General features: G+C 59.9%; 9 protein-coding genes. All 9 read left to right on the forward strand.

Annotation, left to right across the window (positions count from 1 at the left end):
• Nucleotides 1-72: 72 nt before the first annotated feature.
• Entirely contained in the window at nucleotides 73-1,209 is a 1,137-nt protein-coding gene (locus tag K5Y32_RS19750; RefSeq protein ID WP_222185544.1) for an efflux RND transporter periplasmic adaptor subunit, read from the forward strand.
• Nucleotides 1,210-1,218: 9 nt separating this feature from the next.
• Nucleotides 1,219-4,356: an efflux RND transporter permease subunit gene (locus tag K5Y32_RS19755; protein WP_222185545.1), complete on the forward strand. Its 3,138-nt coding sequence runs from the start codon at nucleotides 1,219-1,221 to the stop codon at nucleotides 4,354-4,356.
• Nucleotides 4,343-5,743, forward strand: coding sequence for an efflux transporter outer membrane subunit (locus K5Y32_RS19760; protein ID WP_222185546.1), 1,401 nt, complete (start codon nucleotides 4,343-4,345; stop codon nucleotides 5,741-5,743). Before K5Y32_RS19755 ends, K5Y32_RS19760 begins: the two co-directional genes overlap by 14 nt.
• Before the next feature lie 142 nt (nucleotides 5,744-5,885).
• Nucleotides 5,886-7,133, forward strand: a complete 1,248-nt coding sequence (locus K5Y32_RS19765; RefSeq protein WP_222185547.1) for an MdtA/MuxA family multidrug efflux RND transporter periplasmic adaptor subunit — start codon at nucleotides 5,886-5,888, stop codon at nucleotides 7,131-7,133.
• Entirely contained in the window at nucleotides 7,130-10,282 is a 3,153-nt protein-coding gene (locus K5Y32_RS19770) for an MdtB/MuxB family multidrug efflux RND transporter permease subunit (protein ID WP_222185548.1), read from the forward strand. Before K5Y32_RS19765 ends, K5Y32_RS19770 begins: the two co-directional genes overlap by 4 nt.
• Nucleotides 10,279-13,383 carry an efflux RND transporter permease subunit gene (locus K5Y32_RS19775; RefSeq protein WP_222185549.1) on the forward strand — a complete coding sequence of 1,035 codons (3,105 nt, stop codon included), beginning with the start codon at nucleotides 10,279-10,281 and terminating at the stop codon, nucleotides 13,381-13,383. The genes K5Y32_RS19770 and K5Y32_RS19775 overlap by 4 nt, the downstream gene beginning before the upstream one ends.
• Nucleotides 13,384-14,787: an efflux transporter outer membrane subunit gene (locus K5Y32_RS19780; RefSeq protein WP_370635121.1), complete on the forward strand. Its 1,404-nt coding sequence runs from the start codon at nucleotides 13,384-13,386 to the stop codon at nucleotides 14,785-14,787.
• 487 nt (nucleotides 14,788-15,274) lie between these two features.
• Complete coding sequence (gene aas / locus K5Y32_RS19785) at nucleotides 15,275-17,425, forward strand: bifunctional acyl-ACP--phospholipid O-acyltransferase/long-chain-fatty-acid--ACP ligase (protein WP_222185550.1); 2,151 nt, start codon at nucleotides 15,275-15,277, stop codon at nucleotides 17,423-17,425.
• On the forward strand, nucleotides 17,422-18,612 hold the full coding sequence (gene lplT, locus K5Y32_RS19790) for a lysophospholipid transporter LplT (protein WP_192412026.1): 1,191 nt from the start codon (nucleotides 17,422-17,424) through the stop codon (nucleotides 18,610-18,612). Before aas ends, lplT begins: the two co-directional genes overlap by 4 nt.
• Nucleotides 18,613-18,642: the final 30 nt, after the last annotated feature.

Raw genomic sequence — 18,642 nt, forward strand, 5'->3', positions numbered from 1 at the left:
CCGCCTCCCTACAATGGCTTTTTGAGTCATTACCTTCGTGACTATTCCCTTCCTATCTTTTAGAGAACAACTATGCGCCTGAAACTTCTTTCTGCCAGCGTGGTGTTTTTACTGGCAGCCTGTGACCAGGGCGGAGCAAAGCCCGCCGCATCCGCCACCCCGCAAGTGGGCGTGGTCAACCTGAAAGCGCAACCCGTTACGCTTGTCAGCCAATTGCCAGGCCGCACCACGGCGGTGAGAACCGCGCAGGTGCGTCCGCAGGTGAGCGGCGTGATTGAAAAAATCCTGTTTACCGAGGGCGGTGAAGTGAAAGCCGGCCAGCCGCTGTATCAAATCGATCCGGCCACCTATAAAGCAGCCTACGACAAAGCCATGGCGACCTGGCAGAACGATGCGATGGTGGTGAAGCGCTATCAGCCGCTGGCCAATGCGCACGCCATCAGCCAGCAAACCTACGACGATGCGGTCGCCGCCGCGCGTGAAGCGCAGGCCGATGTGGAAACCGCCAAAGTGAATCTCGATTACACGCTGGTGAAAGCGCCGATCTCCGGCCACATCAGCCGCTCGCTGTATACCGCCGGTGCGCTGGTCACCAATGGGCAAACCGATTATCTCGCCACCATCACTCAGCTTGATCCGATCTATGTCGATGTCAGCGAATCCTCCACCGATCTGCTGCGCCTGCGCCGCGCGCTGGCCGACGGCAAAATCGCCAAAGTGGCCGATAACACCGCCGCCGTGGGCTTGTCGCTGGAAGATAACAGCCAGTACGCCGAGCAGGGCAGGCTGGCGTTCTCGGAAGTGAACGTCGATACCGCCACCGGCACCGTGGTGCTGCGCGCGGTATTCCCGAACCCCAATAACGAACTGCTGCCGGGCATGTACGTGCATGCCAGCTTCCCGCAGGGCATTCAGCAGCAAGGCATTTTGCTGCCGCAAGAGTCGATCATGCATGACACCAAAGGTCAGCCGTATGTCTTTGTGGTGAAAAGCGACAACACCATCGAGCAGCGCAGCATCCACACCGGCGAGATGATCAAAGGAGAATGGCTGGTGACCTCGGGCCTGCAGCAAGGGGAAAACGTGGTGGTGAACAACCTGCAAAGCGTGCGCAGCGGGGTGAAAGTGACCACCAGCGCCGCCAACACCAACGACACGCCATCCGCCAATGCGGTGAGTCTTTCGATGACTGACGCAGCGGCGCAATAAGGGGGCGGCATGTCGAAGTTTTTTATTGAACGTCCAATCTTCGCCTGGGTTATCGCCATTATCGTGATGCTGGTCGGCGCGATTGCCGCCATCAGTTTGCCGGTCAATCAATATCCCAATATCTCCGCGCCAGCGGTCTCCATCTCGGTAACTTATCCGGGTGCCAGCGCCGAAACCACGCAAAACACCGTGGTGCAGGTAATTGAGCAGCAGCTGAACGGTCTGGATGGTTTGCGCTATCTGGAGTCGAGCAGCGCCTCGGACGGCAGCGCGCAGATCATCGCCACCTTTAATCAGGGCATCAATCCCGATATCGCCCAGGTTCAGGTGCAGGATCGCGTGTCGCTAGCGGAGTCGCAGCTGCCCACCGATGTCACGCAGCAAGGTATCCGCATCCGTAAGTACCAGAAAAACTTTATGATGGTCATCGGGTTGATCGCCAAAGACGGCAAGCTGACTAACGGCGATCTGGCCGACATGCTGGTGTCGAAACTGGAAGATCCGATCTCGCGTACGCCGGGCGTCGGCGACTTCATGGTGCTGGGATCCGAATACGCGATGCGCATCTGGCTCGATCCGGCCAAATTGTACAAATACAACCTGATGCCGAGCGATGTTACCACGGCGATTGATAACCAGAACGTGCAGGTGTCGTCCGGTTCACTCGGCGGCTTGCCGACCATTCAGGGCGCAAAAACCCAGGCGACGATCCTCGGCAAAACCCGTTTCACCACCGTGCAGCAGTTTGAGAATGTGCTGCTGAAGGTGAATAGCGACGGCTCGCAGGTGCGGCTGAAAGATGTGGCCAGCGTCGCGCTCGGGCCGCAAAGCTACGGCATCGATGCCACCATGAACGGCAAACCGGCCGCCGGTATAGCGTTGCGTCTGGCAACCGGTGCCAATGAACTGGATACCGCCAAGGCGGTGCGCCAAACCATCGCCGACCTGAAAGATTCGCTGCCGGATAACGTCGAGATTCAGTATCCGTACGACACCTCGCCGGTGGTCAGCGCCTCGATTGAAGAGGTGGTGAAAACGCTGATCGAAGCGGTGGTGCTGGTGTTCTTCGTGATGCTGATCTTCCTGCAAAACCTGCGCGCCACGCTGATCACCACGCTGGTGGTGCCGGTGGTACTGCTGGGCACCTTCGGCATTCTTTCGGCCTTTGGTTACAGCATTAACACCCTCACCATGTTCGGTATGGTGCTGGCCATCGGGCTACTGGTGGATGACGCCATTGTGGTGGTGGAGAACGTTGAGCGCGTGATGCACGAAGAGCAGCTCGACCCGAAAGCCGCCACCATTAAATCGATGCAGCAGATTCAGGGCGCGCTGTTTGGCATTGCGCTGGTGCTGTCGGCAGTGCTGCTGCCGATGGCGTTCTTCTCCGGATCGACCGGTGTGATTTACCGCCAGTTCTCGGTCACCATCGTCTCGGCGATGGCGCTGTCGGTGATCATGGCGCTGATCTTCACGCCTGCGCTGTGCGCCACCTTGCTGAAACCGGCAGCGGCGGAACATAAAAGCACCGGATTCGCCGGTTGGTTTAACCGCAAGTTCGACAGCGGGGCAATGCACTACACCCACGGCGTCAGCAAAGTGATTTCCCGTCGCGGCCTGTTCCTGGTGATCTATCTGGTGATCGTTGGCGTGACGGGATTTTTGTTCACCCGCGTACCGACCACCTTCCTGCCGGGTGAAGATCAGGGCTTGATGATGGTGCAGATCACGCTGCCAGTGAACTCGTCATCGCAGCGTACCCAGCAGGTGATTAACGATCTCAACGCCTATCTGCAACAGAACGAAGCGTCGGTGGTGACCACCACCTTTGGCGTGGCGGGCTTTAACTTTGCCGGTCGCGGCCAGAGCAACGCCATGGCTTTTGTGCGCCTGAAAGATTGGGGCGACCGCACGCACAGCGGGCAAAGCGTGCAGGACCTGGCGAACCGCGTGATGGCGCACTTCGCCAACTACCAGAACGCCAAAATCTTCGCCATGGTGCCGCCGGCGGTGATGGAGCTGGGCAACGCCACCGGTTTCGATCTCTATCTGCAGGATACCGGCGCGCATAGCCATCAGCAGATGATGGATGCCGCGCATCAGTTGATTACGTTGGCGAACAACGATCCACATCTGGCGCAGGTACGTCTTAACGGGCTGGAAGATGAGCCGCAGTATCAACTGGAGATCAATGATGAGAAGGCCAGCGCGCTCGGCCTGAGCATGACCGACATCAACAACACCTTGTCGGTGGCGTGGGGCTCCAGCTACATCGATCAGTTCATGTATAACGGCCGCGTGAAAGAGGTCTATCTGATGGGCAAAGCGGACTCACGCGTCACACCGTCGGATCTCGACAAATGGTACTTCCGCAACAGCAGCGGCACCATGGTGCCATTCTCCGCCTTCGCCTCGGGCAAATGGGTGTACGGCTCGCCGCACTTTGAACGCTTTAACGGCTTAACCGCTGAGGAGATTCTCGGATCGCCCGCGCCGGGCCAGAGTACCGGTGAAGCGATGAAGGCGGTGGAACAGCTGGCGAAGCAGCTGCCGCACGGTTTCCGCGTGCAGTGGTACGGCATTTCGTATGAGGAGCAGGCCTCCGGCAGCCAAACCACGCAGTTGTATCTGATCTCGATTCTGGTGGTGTTCCTGTGTCTGGCAGCGCTGTACGAGAGCTGGTCGATTCCGTTCTCGGTGATCATGGTGGTGCCGCTCGGCATCCTCGGCACCATTAGCGCGGTGCTGCTGCGCGGCCTGCAGAACGATGTTTTCTTCCAGGTTGGCCTGCTGACCACCGTGGGGCTGGCGGCGAAAAACGCCATCCTGATCGTCGAGTTTGCCAAAGAGCTGCATGAGCGCGAGGGCAAAACGCTGGTGGAAGCGGCGGTAGAAGCGGCGCGGCTGCGTATCCGTCCGATTATCATGACCTCAATGGCGTTTATTCTCGGCGTGCTGCCGCTGACCATATCCAACGGCGCGGGCGCCGGCAGTCAGCACTCGATTGGTACGGCGGTGGCGGGCGGTATGATCACCGCGACTTTCCTCGCCATCTTCTTTGTGCCGATGTTCTACGTGGTGGTTTCGCAGTTCTTTGCGCGTAAAAAACAAACATCCGCAAAGGTGGTTAAAAATGAACATGAATAACTTTCGTCTGGCGCTGTTGCCGCTCGCGCTGGCATTGGCCGGTTGTACGCTGGCACCGCACTATCAGCGCCCGGCACTGCCGGTGGACGCTAAATACGATCAGGCGACGCCGGTTGGCAATGTCGCCGATTTACCGTGGCAGAACTTCTTCACTGACGCCACGCTGCGCAACCTGATTCAGCTGTCGCTGGATAACAACCGCGACCTGCGCGTGGCGGCGCTGAACGTGCAAGAGGCGCAGCAGGGCGTCACGGTGCAGCGCGCGGCGTTGATGCCGTCGATCAACGCCACGGCCAGCCAGACCTCGGCACATGAACCGGCCAATCTCTACAACACCAAAACCAGCGGCGCGGTGACCTATCACGAGCTGAACAGCGGCTTGAGCGTCACTTCGTGGGAGCTGGATTTCTTTGGTCGCCTGCAAAGCCTGAGCGATCAGGCGCAGGAAACCTATCTGTCGAGCGCCGCCACCGAACGCGCCACGCGCATTTCACTGATCGCGGAAGTGGCGACGGCGTGGCTGACGCTGAGTTCGGATAACGATCTGCTGCATCTGGCGCAACACACCGCGCAAAGCCAGCAGGAATCGTATCGTCTGACCAAACTCAGCTACGACGGCGGTGCCAGCAGCGATCAGGATCTGGCGCAGGCCGAAAGCACGGTGCGGGCGGCGCAGGCGGACGTGGCGAGTTACACGCGTCAGGTGCGGCAGGATGTCGATGCGCTGCGCTTGCTGGTCGGCACCGATCTGCCCGCCACGCTGCTGTCACACGCCACGCTGGACGCCAACTGGCAGTTCCCGGCCACGCCTGCTGGCTTACCGTCGGATCTGCTGACGCGTCGCCCGGATATCATGGCGGCGGAGCACACGCTGAAGGCGGCTAATGCCAATATCGGCGCGGCGCGTGCCGCCTTCTTCCCGAGCATCACGCTGACCGCGTCCGGCGGCTCCACCAGCAGCTCGCTTGGCAGCCTGCTGGGCGGCGGCACCGGCGCATGGTCATTCATGCCATCGATTAACCTGCCGATTTTTGACGGTGGTAAAAACCAGGCCAACCTAAATATCGCGCATATCGAGAAACGCATTGAGATTGCTGACTATGAGAAGGCGATCCAGACCGCGTTTAAAGAGGTGAACGATGCGCTGGCCGGCCAGGATACCTGGCAGGATCAGCTGACGGCGCTGCAACAGGAGGTTGGCGCCAATCAGCGCGACTACGACTATTCCGTATTGCGCTTCAAGCAAGGCGTCGACAATTATCTCAATGTGTTAGTGGCCCAGCGATCGCTTTACAGTGCGCAGCAGTCGCTGATCAGTGCGCATCTCGGCCAATTGAGCCAGAAAATCACCCTGTACAAGGCGTTAGGCGGCGGCTGGAAATCTTAATCACCTTAACGAAACCCTTACGGTTCGCGTATGGAATTCGCGCGGGCATTCAACCGATAATGCGCGTAGTGATGATTTCCCCTTGAAATAGTCCCCTGTTTTACAGGGGATTTTCCGTTTTCTGGCTAACCTGAAGATCCTGATGACTAACAACGCTTCCCGCTCCCCGTTTTCTCGTTGGCTGAAATGGCTCCTGTTGTTGCTTGTGCTATTGATTGTGGCGGGCGTGATCTGGCGCGTAGTCGGTGGTCATGGCGGCATGCCGGGCGGCGGAAAGCCGCCAGGCGCACGCGGCGGTCATCGCGGTGGCGCGGGTGGCCCGCCGGGCATGGCGATGATGATGGGCGGTGCCACGCTGGTACACAGCGGCGTCGCCAGCAGCGCGGATGTGCCGGAATACCTCAATGCGCTCGGCACGGTGATCCCTAACGCCAGCGTCACGGTCACCAGCCGCGTCGCCGGACAGCTGGAAAAAGTGTTCTTTACCGAAGGGCAGAAAGTTAGCGCCGGCCAGCTGCTGGCGCAGATCGATCCGCGCAGCTATCAGGCGACGCTGGCGCAGTATCAGGGCGATCTCAATCAGAATCAGGCGTTGCTGAAAAGCGCGCAGTTAACGCTGGTGCGTTACCAGAAACTGGCGGCGCAGGACTCGCTGTCGCGCCAGGATCTCGATACCCAAACCGCCACCGTCGGCCAGTACAAAGGCGCGGTCGCCGCCGATGAAGCGCAGATCGCCAGCGCCAAACTGGATATCGAGTATGCGCGCATCACCTCGCCAATCAGCGGACGCGTCGGTTTGCGTCTGGTCGATCCCGGCAATATGGTGCAAACCACCGATACCACCGGCATCGTGGTGGTGACGCAGATGCAGCCCGCCGCCGTAACCTTTAGCGTGCCGCAGGGCAACATTCCGCAGCTGACCAAAGCGCTGCACGGCGGACAAAGTCTGCCCGCCACCGCCTTTGATCAGGACAACAGCCGCGCGCTGGCGCAGGGCGAGGTGAAGTTCATCAGCAACCAGATCGACACCGCGACCGGCACCATCGAACTGAAAGCCACCTTCCCGAATGAAGACGAATCGCTGTTCGCTAACCAGTTCGTCAATCTGCGGCTGCAAACCAACATCCTGAAACATGTCACGGTGATCCCGGCGCAGGCGCTGCAGCTGAGCAGCGACGGCAGCTTCGTATTTGTCATCAATCAAGACAACACCGTGACGCGTAAAGCGGTCACCACCGGGCCAACGTTTGGTGAAGATCAGCAGGCGATTCTCAACGGGGTGGAACCGGGCGATCGTCTGGTCACCGAAGGCATCGATCGCCTGACCAACGGCAGCAAAGTGCAGCTGGCGGATGAGAGTAAAACCACCGCGACCGCCGAGGCCAAATGAATCCGTCTCGCCTGTTTATCCAGCGTCCGGTCGCCACCATTTTGCTGATGGTCGGCGTGCTGATCGCCGGGATCTTCTCCTACCGTTTTCTCTCCACCTCGGCGCTGCCGCAGGTGGATTACCCAACCATTCAGGTCACCACGCTCTATCCCGGTGCCAGCCCGGATGTGATGGCGTCGTCCGTCACCTCGCCGCTGGAGCGCCAGCTGGGTCAAATGGCCGGGCTGAGCCAGATGACGTCGACCAGTTCAAGCGGATCGTCGATCGTTACGCTGAAGTTCAGCCTCGATCTGTCGCTGGATGTCGCCGAGCAGGAAGTGCAGGCGGCGATCAATGCTGCCAATAACTTGCTGCCGAGCGATCTGCCCAATCCGCCTACTTACAAAAAGGTCAATCCAGCCGATACCGCCGTGATTACGCTGGCGGTAAGTTCCGACACGCTGCCGCTGACGCAGGTGCAGGATCTGGTGAACACACGCGTGGCGCTCAAGCTGTCGCAGATTAACGGCGTCGGCATGGTGACGCTGGCGGGCGGCCATCAACCGGCGATTCGCGTGCAGATGGACCCGAAAGCGCTGGCGGCGCACCAGCTGTCGCTGGAGGACGTCAACACGCTGATCGGCAACAGCAACGTGAACGGCTCGAAAGGCGGCTTCGACGGCAAATATCACTCGGTGACCATCGACGCCAACGATCAGCTGCGCACCGCCGATGAGTACGGCAATTTGATCATCACTTACCAAAACGGTGCGGCGCTGCGGCTAAAAGATATCGCGCATATCGAACAGGGACCGGAGAACAGCTTCCAGTCGGCGTGGGCCAACAACAGTCCGGCGATTGTGATCAGCGTGCAGCGCCAGCCGGGCGCCAACGTGATTCAGGTGGTGGACAGCATCAAAGCGCAGCTGCCGAAGCTGCAGGCGGCGCTGCCGGACGGCGTGAAGATGAGCATCTTGTCGGATCGCACGCAAACCATTCGCGCCTCCATCAGCGACGTGCAGTTTGAGCTGATGCTGTCGGTGGCGCTGGTGGTGATGGTGACGTTCCTGTTCCTGCGCAACGTGGCGGCGACGCTGATTCCCAGCGTGGCGGTGCCGCTGTCGCTGATTGGCACCTTCGGCGTGATGTATCTGGCCGACTTCAGCCTGAATAACCTATCACTGATGGCGCTGACCATCGCCACCGGCTTCGTTATCGACGATGCGATTGTGGTGGTGGAGAACATTTCACGGCGGCTGGAAGAGGGCGAAACGCCGATGCAGGCGGCGCTGAAAGGCTCGCAGCAGATTGGCTTCACCATCATATCGCTGACCTTCTCACTGATTGCCGTGCTGATCCCGCTGCTGTTTATGGGCGACGTGGTTGGGCGGTTGTTCCGCGAATTTGCCATCACGCTGGCGGTGTCGATTCTGGTGTCGATGGTGGTGTCGCTAACCCTGACGCCGATGCTGTGCGCCTATCTGTTGCAGCACATTCCGCCGGAAAAACAGTCGCGCTTCTCGCGTAAAGGCGGCGAACTGTTCGACAAGCTGGTGCGCGGCTACGACCGCATGCTGACGGTGGTGCTGAACCATCAGAAGCTGACGTTGCTGGTGGCGCTGGCGACCTTTGCGCTCACCGCGCTGCTGTATATCGCCATCCCGAAAGGCTTCTTCCCGACGCAGGATACCGGGCTGATTCAGGGCGTCACCGTGGCGTCGCAGGATGTGTCGTTTAGCGAGATGTCGAAGCGGCAGCAGGCGCTGGCGAAAGTGATTCTGCAAAATCCGTCGGTGGAGAGTTTGTCCTCAACCATCGGCATTGATGGCAGCAACACCAGCCTGAATAGCGGGCGTATCCAGATCAACCTCAAGTCGTTTGACCAGCGCGACGACAAAGCCGACGTGGTGATCAAACAGCTGCAACAGGCGGCGCAGCAGGTGGCGGGCATTCAGCTCTATCTGCAACCGGCGCAGGATTTGACCGTTAACGATCAGGTGTCGCCGAGCCAGTATCAATTTACGCTGGATGATGCCGACAGCGAAAACCTGGTGCGCTGGACGCCAAAGATGGTCGCCGCCTTGCAGCAGCATCCGGAGTTTAACGGCGTGGTGAGTAACCTGCAGGATCAGGGCCGCGTGGCTTACGTCGAGCTGAACCGCGATAAAGCGGCGCGCTACGGCATTACCGCCGCCGACGTCGATACCGCGTTGTACAACAGCTTCGGTCAGCGTCTGGTCTCCACCATCTTTACCCAGGCCAATCAGTATCGCGTGGTGCTGGAAGTGGCGCCGCAGTATCAGCAATCGCCCGCTTCGTTTGATGATGTCTATTTGCCGGTGACCAGCGCGAGCAGCAGCACTTCCACCACGGATGACACCACCACAACCACCACCGGCATGGTGAAGCTCACGTCCATCGCCACCATTCACCAGCGCACCGGTTCGCTGATGCACATGCGCCTCAATCAGTTCCCGGCGGTGATGGTGTCGTTCAATCTCAATAAAGGCTATTCGCTGGAAGATGGGCAGAAGGCGATTGCCACAGTAACGCAGCAGCTCAATTTGCCGTCGAGCATCACCTTGCGTTATCAGGGCGAAACCTCGGCATTCCAAAGCGCCACCGGCAACACGCTGTGGCTGATTCTGGCGGCATTAATCACCATGTACGTGGTGCTCGGCATTCTCTATGAGAGCTTTATCCATCCGGTGACCATTCTCTCGACGCTGCCGTCGGCGGCGGTCGGCGCGCTGTTGACGCTGCTGCTGGCGGGCAGCGAATTCAGCCTGATCGCGCTGATTGGCGTGATTCTGCTGATCGGTATCGTCAAGAAGAACGCGATTATGATGATCGACTTCGCGCTGGAGGCGGAAAACAAGCAGCACATGAGCGCGCGGGACGCGATTCATCAGGCCTGTTTGCTGCGCTTCCGCCCGATTCTGATGACCACCATGGCGGCGCTGCTCGGTGCGCTGCCGCTGATGCTGGCGTCCGGTTCCGGTGCCGAGCTGCGCCAGCCGCTCGGTCTGGTGATTGTTGGCGGTTTGATCGTCAGCCAGGTGCTGACGCTGTTCTCCACGCCGGTAATTTACCTGTGGTTTGATGGCATTGCGCAGCGCGGCAAGCGCTACATGCAGCGCAAGCAGCAGCAGGCGCGGGGCGAGCGATGAACCTCACCCGGCTGTTTATCTTCCGCCCGGTTGCCACGTTACTGCTGACGCTGGCGATCCTGCTGCTGGGCGCGTTGGGCTATCGGCTGCTGCCGGTGGCGCCGCTGCCGCAGGTGGATTTCCCCACCATTATGGTGAGCGCCAGCCTGGCCGGTGCCAGCCCGGAAACCATGGCGGCCACCGTCGCTACGCCGCTGGAGCGTTCGCTGGGGCAAATCGCCGGCGTCACCGAGATGACCTCCAGCAGTTCGCAGGGATCGACCAGCGTGATTTTGCAGTTTGATCTCGATCGTGACATCAACGGCGCGGCGCGTGACGTGCAGGCGGCGATCAACGCCGCACGCAGTTTGCTGCCGAGCGCGATGGAGTCGCTGCCGACCTATCGCAAAGCCAATCCATCGGATGCGCCGATTGTGATGCTGGCGTTAACGTCCGCCACGCGCACACCGGGCGAACTCTACGATCTGGCCGAAAGCAAAATCGAGCAGGCGATGGGCCAGGTGAAAGGCGTGGGCGAAGTGTCGCTGATGGGCAGCGCCTTACCGGCGGTGCGCATCGATCTGCAGCCGCTGAAGCTGACGCAGTACGGCATTTCGCTGGATACGGTGCGCAGCGCCATCGCCAACAGCACCAGCAATAAGCCGAAAGGGATTTTGCAGGGCAGCAGCCAGTCGTGGGTGGTGGACAGCAACGGCCAGCTGGATAAAGCCGCGCAGTATCAGGATCTGATCGTTACGTATCAAGAGGGCAAAGCGGTGCGGCTGCATGATGTCGCCACCGTGTATGACTCGGTTGAAGATCAGTATCAGGCCGGTTTCCTCAACGCCATGCCATCGGTGATGGTGGGCATTAAGCGCCAGGCCGGTGCCAACATGCTCGACACCATTGATGCCATCAAAGCGCAGCTGCCGGCGCTGGAAAAAAATCTGCCCGCCGATACGCAACTGAAAGTGGTGGTGGATCGCTCGCCGACGGTGCGCGCCTCGCTGTATGACACCGAAGAGACGCTGCTGGTGGCGATGCTGCTGGTGATCGCCGTGGTGTTTGTGTTTCTGCGTAACGTGCAGGCGGTGATTATCCCGGCGCTGGCGCTGCCGGTCTCGCTGATTGGCACCTGCGCGGTGATGTATCTGCTGGGTTACAGCCTCGATAACCTGTCGCTGATGGCGCTGATTATCGCCACCGGCTTTGTCGTCGATGACGCGATTGTGGTGCTGGAAAACATCACGCGCCATATCGAAGAAGGGCTCAGTCCGCTACGCGCGGCGCTGCGTGGCGCGCAGGAAGTAAGTTTTACCGTGCTGTCGATGACCATGTCGCTGATTGCGGTGTTCATCCCGATTCTGCTGATGGGCAGCATCGTCGGACGCTTGTTCCGCGAATTTGCCGTCACGCTGACGGTATCGCTGCTGATTTCGATGTTTGTCTCGCTGAGCCTGACGCCGATGCTGTGCGCGCGCCTGCTGAAGCCGAAACCCAAAGTCACTCAACGCCCGCATCCGCTGTATCAGTTTATCGAAAACCAACTTAACGCTTTGCTGGCGGCTTATTCGCGCGGGTTAACCTGGGTGATGGCGCACCAAAAGCTGACGATGTTTAGTTTGGTGCTGACCGTGCTGCTCAACCTGTTCCTGTTTTCCGTGGTGCAGAAAGGCTTCTTCCCCAATCAGGATACCGGCCTGCTGATGGGCGCGCTGCGCGCCGATCAGAACATCTCCTTCCAGGCGATGAAGCCAAAAATGCTGCAGTTCACCCACATCATCCAGTCCGATCCGGCGGTAGAGAGCGTGATGTCGTCGATGGGCAGCGGCATGTTCGGCTCGCGCAACAGCGCCAACTTCTTTGTGCGCCTCAAGGATTTTGACAAGCGCGATGCCACCGCCACCGAAGTGGCGAACCGCCTGAGTATGAAAACCAGCCATATCGCCGGCGCGCAGATGTTCCTGATGGCGGCGCAGGATCTGCATATCGGCGGGCGCAGCGCCAACGCCACCTATCAATACAGCTTGCAGGCCGACGATCTCGATCTGCTGCGTGAGTGGACGCCCAAAGTGCAGGCGGCGCTGGCGGCGATCCCGCAGCTGAATAGCGTCGATTCTGATTCGCAAACCGGCGGTCAGGAAGTGGTGATCAACATCGATCGCGACCGCGCCCAACGGTTTGGCGTTAACGTGCAGATGCTCGACACCCTGCTGAATAACGCTTTCAGCCAGCGTCAGGTCGCCACGCTCTATCACACGCTTAATCAGTATCATGTGGTGATGTCGCTGCAGGATAGCTACACGCGCGATCCGGCGATTTTGCAGCAGCTGTATGTGATTAACGACAGCGGCGATCGCGTGCCGCTCGCCGCGTTCGCCAGCTTTAAAGGCGGCAACGCGCCACTGTCGGTGGCGCATCAGGGCCAATCCGCCACCAGCACCGTGGCGTTTAACCTCAACGATGGCGTGTCGCTGGAGCAGGCGCAGGCGCTTATTAAGCAGGCGATGGCGCAGCTCGGTTTACCGTCCACCATTCAGGCCGGTTTTGCCGGCACCGCCGCCGCCTTCGCCCAGCTTACCGCCACCATGCCGTGGCTGATTATCGCGGCGCTGGCGGCGGTGTATATCGTGCTCGGCGTGCTGTATGAGAGTTACATCCATCCGCTAACCATTCTCTCAACGCTGCCGTCGGCGGGTGTGGGCGCGCTGTTGTTGCTGTTGCTGACCAACACGCAGCTGACGGTGATCGCGCTGATCGGCATCATCCTGCTGATTGGTATCGTGAAAAAGAACGCCATCATGATGATCGACTTTGCGATTCACGCCGAGCGTAGCCAAGGCATGACGCCGCAGCAGGCGATCACCCAAGCCTGCTTGATGCGTTTCCGGCCGATCATGATGACCACGCTGGCCGCCTTCTTTGGCGCGCTGCCGCTGGCGCTGGGCAGCGGCGGCGATGCCGACTTACGTAGCCCGCTCGGGCTGGCGATTGCCGGTGGTTTGGCGCTGAGCCAATTGTTAACGCTGTTTACTACGCCGGTGGTTTATCTCTGGCTCGACCGTTTAAGCCGCGCCACGCAACGTCAGTGGCTGCGGTTGCGTCATGTGGAATCCCGATAGATGAAAATGTCTCTGAAAATTACGTCGTTGCTCACCGTGATGTTACTGGCGGGCTGCGCGGTTGGCCCCGATTATCAGCGCCCGAGCATGGCGATGCCGACCCATTTCAAAGAAGCCAAAGGCTGGACGCAGGCGACGCCGCAGGATGCAAACAGCAAAGGTGAATGGTGGCAGGTGTATCACGATGCCACGCTGTCTAGTCTGCTGAAGCAGGTGAGCATCTCCAACCAGAACGTTGCCAGCTATGCCGCGCAGTACCGCGAAGCGCAGGCGTTAGTTGGGCAATCACGCGCGGAGTTGTTGCCGTCGGTAAGCTACGACGTCAGCAGCACGCGCAGCGGCAGCCGCGCCAGCGCCAGCGGACAACGTAGCGTCAGCAACAGCCATGCCGCCGATCTCAGCGCCAGCTGGGAGCTGGATGTATGGGGCAAACTGCGGCGCACGCTGGAGGAGAACCATGCCAGCGCCGAAGCCAGCAAGGCCGAGCTGGCGAATATCACTCTGAGCGCGCAGTCCGAACTGGCGCAGGACTATTTCCAGCTGCGCATCATCGACGAGAAAATCGCGCTCTATCAGCGCAGTATCGCGGCCTATCAACGCTATCTGACGGTGATAGAAAACAAATACGCGGCGGGCAGCGAATCACGCGCCACCTTAGCGCAGGCGCAGATGCAGCTGGAGAGCGCCCGCGCCTCGGCGCAGGATTACCAGTGGCAGCGTGCGCAGATGGAGCACGCCATTGCGCTGCTGCTGGGCCGCGCACCGGCGGATTTCTCCTTGCCGGTGGCGAAGCTGGAGGCCGCGCTGCCCGCGATCCCGAACAGCGTGCCGTCGCAGCTGTTGCAGCGCCGTCCCGATATCGCCTACGCCGAGCGCAACGTGGCGGCGGCGAATGCGGCGGTCGGCGTGGCGATTGCCGGTTACTACCCCGATTTGACGCTGAGCGCCAGCGGCGGCGTGAGTTCATCGGCGATCAACAGTTTGTTCTCGCTGCCCAATCGCGTCTGGTCTTTGGGGCCGGAGCTGAGCGGTACGCTGTTAGATTTCGGCGCCACCTCAGCGAAAGTCGAACAGGCGCGCGCCGCCTATGATGCCAGCGTTGCCAGCTATCGCCAGTCGGTGCTGACCGGCATGGGCGAAGTGGAAGATTATCTGGTGCAGCTGAATACTTTGCAGGGCGAAATCGCCGCACAGCAGCGCGCCACCGACGCGGCGCAGGAATCCGCGCGCGTAACGCGCAATCAGTATGACGCCGGAATGATCGACTATCTCGACGTCGCCACCACCGAAAACAGCAGCCTGAGCGCGCAGCAGAGTTTGCTGTCGCTGCAGAGCACGCAGTGGGTCAGCAGCGTCGGCCTGATCGCCGCGCTGGGCGGTGGCTGGCAGGCGGATACGCGGTAAAACCAGGTCACCATGAATGGTGTAATGCTTGTTAGTTAAGAAAGCATTTTTGGTGCGGGCTCTGACACATCTGCTGCGTCACGGGCCGTCCTCGCGCCGCTAACGCGGTGCCTTCGGCTTCCACGTCGTGCCGACGGATCGTTCGTGGATCGGCCGTCCTGGCCGCCCCGAACTGCCTCACGCATCCCTGCGTGAGGCTCCCGGCCCAACGTAAAAGCCTCAGCGCTGCGAATGGCCCTTTGCCGCAGCTGACGCGCCAGCGCCTCTGGCAAATGAGCCCTTTTTAGCAGCACTCGCTGAAGCTTCGGAGCAGGCCGGACCACAAGTGGCCCCGGCCTGCGCACTCATCGTTGGCTTAACTGACAAGCATTACGCCATGAATAGCGGCCCTACGACTGCTATTGCGTTTAAATCACCACGCCACTTGTCGAAAATCCCCAGATCCTGCATCGTAAGAGCCATTTTTTAAGACTGCTAAGGAGCTGGCATGCTACTCACTTTTTTCCGTTTCCTGTTCCGCCTGCTGTGGCGCGTGGAACTGCGCGGCGACCTCGCGGCACTGCATAAAGAGAAAGTGCTGATCACCCCCAATCACACGTCGTTTCTGGATGGGGTATTACTGGCGCTGTTTCTGCCGATCAAACCGGTGTTCGCGGTCTATTCCTCGATCAGCGATCAATGGTTTATGCGTCTGCTGAAGCCGATCATCGACTTCGTTCCGCTCGATCCCACCAAGCCGATGTCGATCAAACATCTGGTGCGCATGATCAATCAGGGCCGTCCGGTGGTGATCTTCCCCGAAGGGCGCATCACCGTGACCGGATCGCTGATGAAGATCTACAGCGGCGCCGGCTTTGTGGCGGCGAAATCCGGTGCCACCGTGGTGCCGATGCGTATCGAAGGCGCGGAATATACGCCGTTTGGTCGTTTGGCGGGCGTGTTTAAACGCCGCCTGTTCCCGCGCATCACCTTAACGGTGCTGCCGCCAACGGTAATCCCGATGCCTGAAGCCAGGCGCGCGCGCGATCGTCGCACGCTGGCGGGCGAGCACTTGCACCATGTGATGATGGAAGCCCGCATGGCGGTGCGTCCGCGTGAGACGCTGTTCGAGGCTTTCCTCAATGCGCGTCAGCGTTATGGCGCGATGAAGCCGTGTATCGAAGACGTCAACTTCAAACCGGATAGCTATACCGGTTTGCTGAAGAAAGCGCTTGGCGTGGGCCGCATTCTGGAGCGTTACAGCCAGCAAGGTGAATACGTCGGTCTGCTGCTGCCGAACGCCACGGTGACAGCGGCGGCGATTCTCGGTGCCTCGCTGCGCGGGCGCATTCCGGCGATGCTCAACTACACCGCAGGCGTGAATGGCATGCGTGCGGCGTTGACCGCATCGCAGGTGAAAACCGTGTTTACCTCGCGGCAGTTCCTCGAAAAAGGCAACCTGTGGCACCTGCCGCAGGGATTGACCGAAGTGCAGTGGATCTATCTGGAAGATCTGAAAGATACCGTTACGCTGCAGGACAAGTTGTGGATTGTGGCGCATCTGCTGATGCCGCGCCGTGCGCTGGTGGCGCAGCAGCCGGAAGATGCGGCGATGGTGCTGTTTACCTCCGGTTCGGAAGGCCATCCCAAAGGTGTGGTGCACTCGCATAAAAGTCTGCTGGCGAACGTTGAGCAGATTCGTACCGTGGCGGATTTCACCCCGCGCGACCGCTTTATGTCGGCGCTGCCGCTGTTCCATGCTTTTGGTTTAACCGTTGGCCTGTTTACCCCGTTGCTGACCGGCGCACAGGTGTTTCTCTATCCGAGCCCGCTGCATTACCGCATCGTGCCGGAGCTGGTTTACGACCGTAACTGCACCGTGCTGTTTGGTACCTCAACCTTCCTTGGCAACTATGCGCGTTTCGCCAGCCCGTACGATTTTGCGCGTCTGCGCTATGTGGTGGCGGGCGCGGAGAAACTGCAGGAAGCGACGCGTCAGATCTACATGGAAAAATACGGCATCCGTATTCTCGAAGGCTACGGCGTGACGGAGTGCGCGCCGGTGGTGGCGATCAACGTGCCGATGGCGGCGAAAAATCACACCGTGGGCCGCATTCTGCCGGGCATGGATTCGCGTCTGATTTCGGTGCCGGGCATTGAGCAGGGCGGTCGCCTGCAGCTGCGCGGTCCGAACGTAATGAACGGGTATCTGCGCGTGGAAAATCCAGGCGTGCTGGAAGTCCCGGTCGCCGATAACGGCGAAGGCGAGATGGAAGCGGGCTGGTACGACACCGGCGATATCGTCAGCTTTGATGAAGGCGGTTTCTGCCAGATTCAGGGCCGTGCGAAACGCTTCGCCAAAATTGCCGGTGAGATGGTGTCGCTGGAGATTGTGGAGCAGATTGCGCTGAAAGCCTCTAACGAGAAGCAACATGCGGCGTCGCTGCGTCCGGACGGTAATCGTGGTGAAGCGTTGGTGCTGTTTACTACCGACAGCGAGTTGGGCCGCGACACGCTGCTGAAAGCCGCGCGTGAAATTGGCGCGCCGGAACTGGCGGTGCCGCGCGATATCCGCGTGATGAAACAGCTGCCGATGCTGGGCAGCGGCAAACCGGACTATGTCAGCCTGAAGCAGCTGGCGGAAGAGGAGCAGGCATGAGCCAGGCGTTAAATAAGGATGCACCGCTGTTATCGCGCAACATGCTGGCGGTGATTGTGGCGCAGTTCTTCTCGGCATTTGGCGACAACGCGCTGTTGTTTGTGACGCTGGCGGTGCTGAAAAATCAGTTCTATCCGGACTGGAGTCAGCCGATCCTGCAAATGCTGTTTGTGGCCACTTACATTCTGCTCGCGCCGTTCGTGGGCCAGATGGCGGATAGCTTTGCCAAAGGTCGGGTAATGATGTTCGCTAACAGTCTTAAGCTGCTCGGCGCGCTGGTTATCTGTTTCGGCTTCAATCCGTTCCTCGGCTATACGCTGGTGGGGATTGGCGCGGCATCCTATTCGCCGGCCAAGTACGGCATCCTGACGGAGATCACCAGCGGTGAACGCCTGGTCAAAGCCAACGGCTTAATGGAAGGTTCGACCATTGCGGCGATTCTGCTGGGTTCGGTGGCGGGCGGTATTCTGGCGGACTGGAACCTGGTCGCCGCGCTGGTGGTGTGTGCCATGACCTATGCGATGGCGGTGGTGGCGAACATCTTTATTCCGCGTCTGACGGCAGCGCGTCCCGGTCAGAGCTGGCATTTTGGCGCCATGCTGCGCAGTTTCATCGCGGCCACTAAGCTGCTGTGGCGCAACGGCGAAACGCGCTTCTCGCTGCTCGGCACCAGCTTGTTCTGGGGCGCGGGCGTGACGCTGCGTTTCCTGCTGGTGCTGTGGGTGCCGGTGGCGCTCGGCATCAGCGATAACAAAACCCCGACCACGCTGAATGCCATGGTGGCGATTGGCATCGTGATTGGTGCGGCAGCGGCAGCGAAGCTGGTGACGCTGCAAACCGTGCGTCGCTGCATGCCAGCCGGTGTGCTGATTGGCGTGATGGTGGTGGTGTTCGCGTTGCAAACCAGCTTGCTCAATGCCTATCTGGTTTTGATGCTGATTGGTGCGCTGGGTGGTTTCTTCGTGGTACCGCTCAATGCGCTTTTACAGGAGCGTGGTAAGGCGTCCGTGGGCTCAGGTAACGCGATTGCGGTACAGAATCTCGGTGAAAATACCGCGATGCTGCTGATGCTGGGATTGTATACCGTGGCGATTAAGCTGGGCGCGCCTGCAGTGGCGACCGGCGTCGGATTCGGCGCGATTTTCGCCGTGGCGATTGCGGTGTTGTGGTGGAAAGCGCGGCGGTAGATGGTGAGGTAATTAATAAGGTCGCCATGA

The sequence above is a fragment of the Pantoea sp. DY-15 genome, from assembly GCF_019795935.1.
Lineage (GTDB): Bacteria > Pseudomonadota > Gammaproteobacteria > Enterobacterales > Enterobacteriaceae > Pantoea > Pantoea leporis.

Bases quoted from the DNA above. Each gene is read 5' to 3' on its own strand.
- K5Y32_RS19750 (WP_222185544.1), top strand. From the start codon at position 73: ATGCGCCTGAAACTTCTTTCTGCCAGCGTGGTGTTTTTACTGGCAGCC.
- K5Y32_RS19755 (WP_222185545.1), top strand. From the start codon at position 1,219: ATGTCGAAGTTTTTTATTGAACGTCCAATCTTCGCCTGGGTTATCGCC.
- K5Y32_RS19760 (WP_222185546.1), top strand. From the start codon at position 4,343: ATGAACATGAATAACTTTCGTCTGGCGCTGTTGCCGCTCGCGCTGGCA.
- K5Y32_RS19765 (WP_222185547.1), top strand. From the start codon at position 5,886: ATGACTAACAACGCTTCCCGCTCCCCGTTTTCTCGTTGGCTGAAATGG.
- K5Y32_RS19770 (WP_222185548.1), top strand. From the start codon at position 7,130: ATGAATCCGTCTCGCCTGTTTATCCAGCGTCCGGTCGCCACCATTTTG.
- K5Y32_RS19775 (WP_222185549.1), top strand. From the start codon at position 10,279: ATGAACCTCACCCGGCTGTTTATCTTCCGCCCGGTTGCCACGTTACTG.
- K5Y32_RS19780 (WP_370635121.1), top strand. From the start codon at position 13,384: ATGAAAATGTCTCTGAAAATTACGTCGTTGCTCACCGTGATGTTACTG.
- aas (WP_222185550.1), top strand. From the start codon at position 15,275: ATGCTACTCACTTTTTTCCGTTTCCTGTTCCGCCTGCTGTGGCGCGTG.
- lplT (WP_192412026.1), top strand. From the start codon at position 17,422: ATGAGCCAGGCGTTAAATAAGGATGCACCGCTGTTATCGCGCAACATG.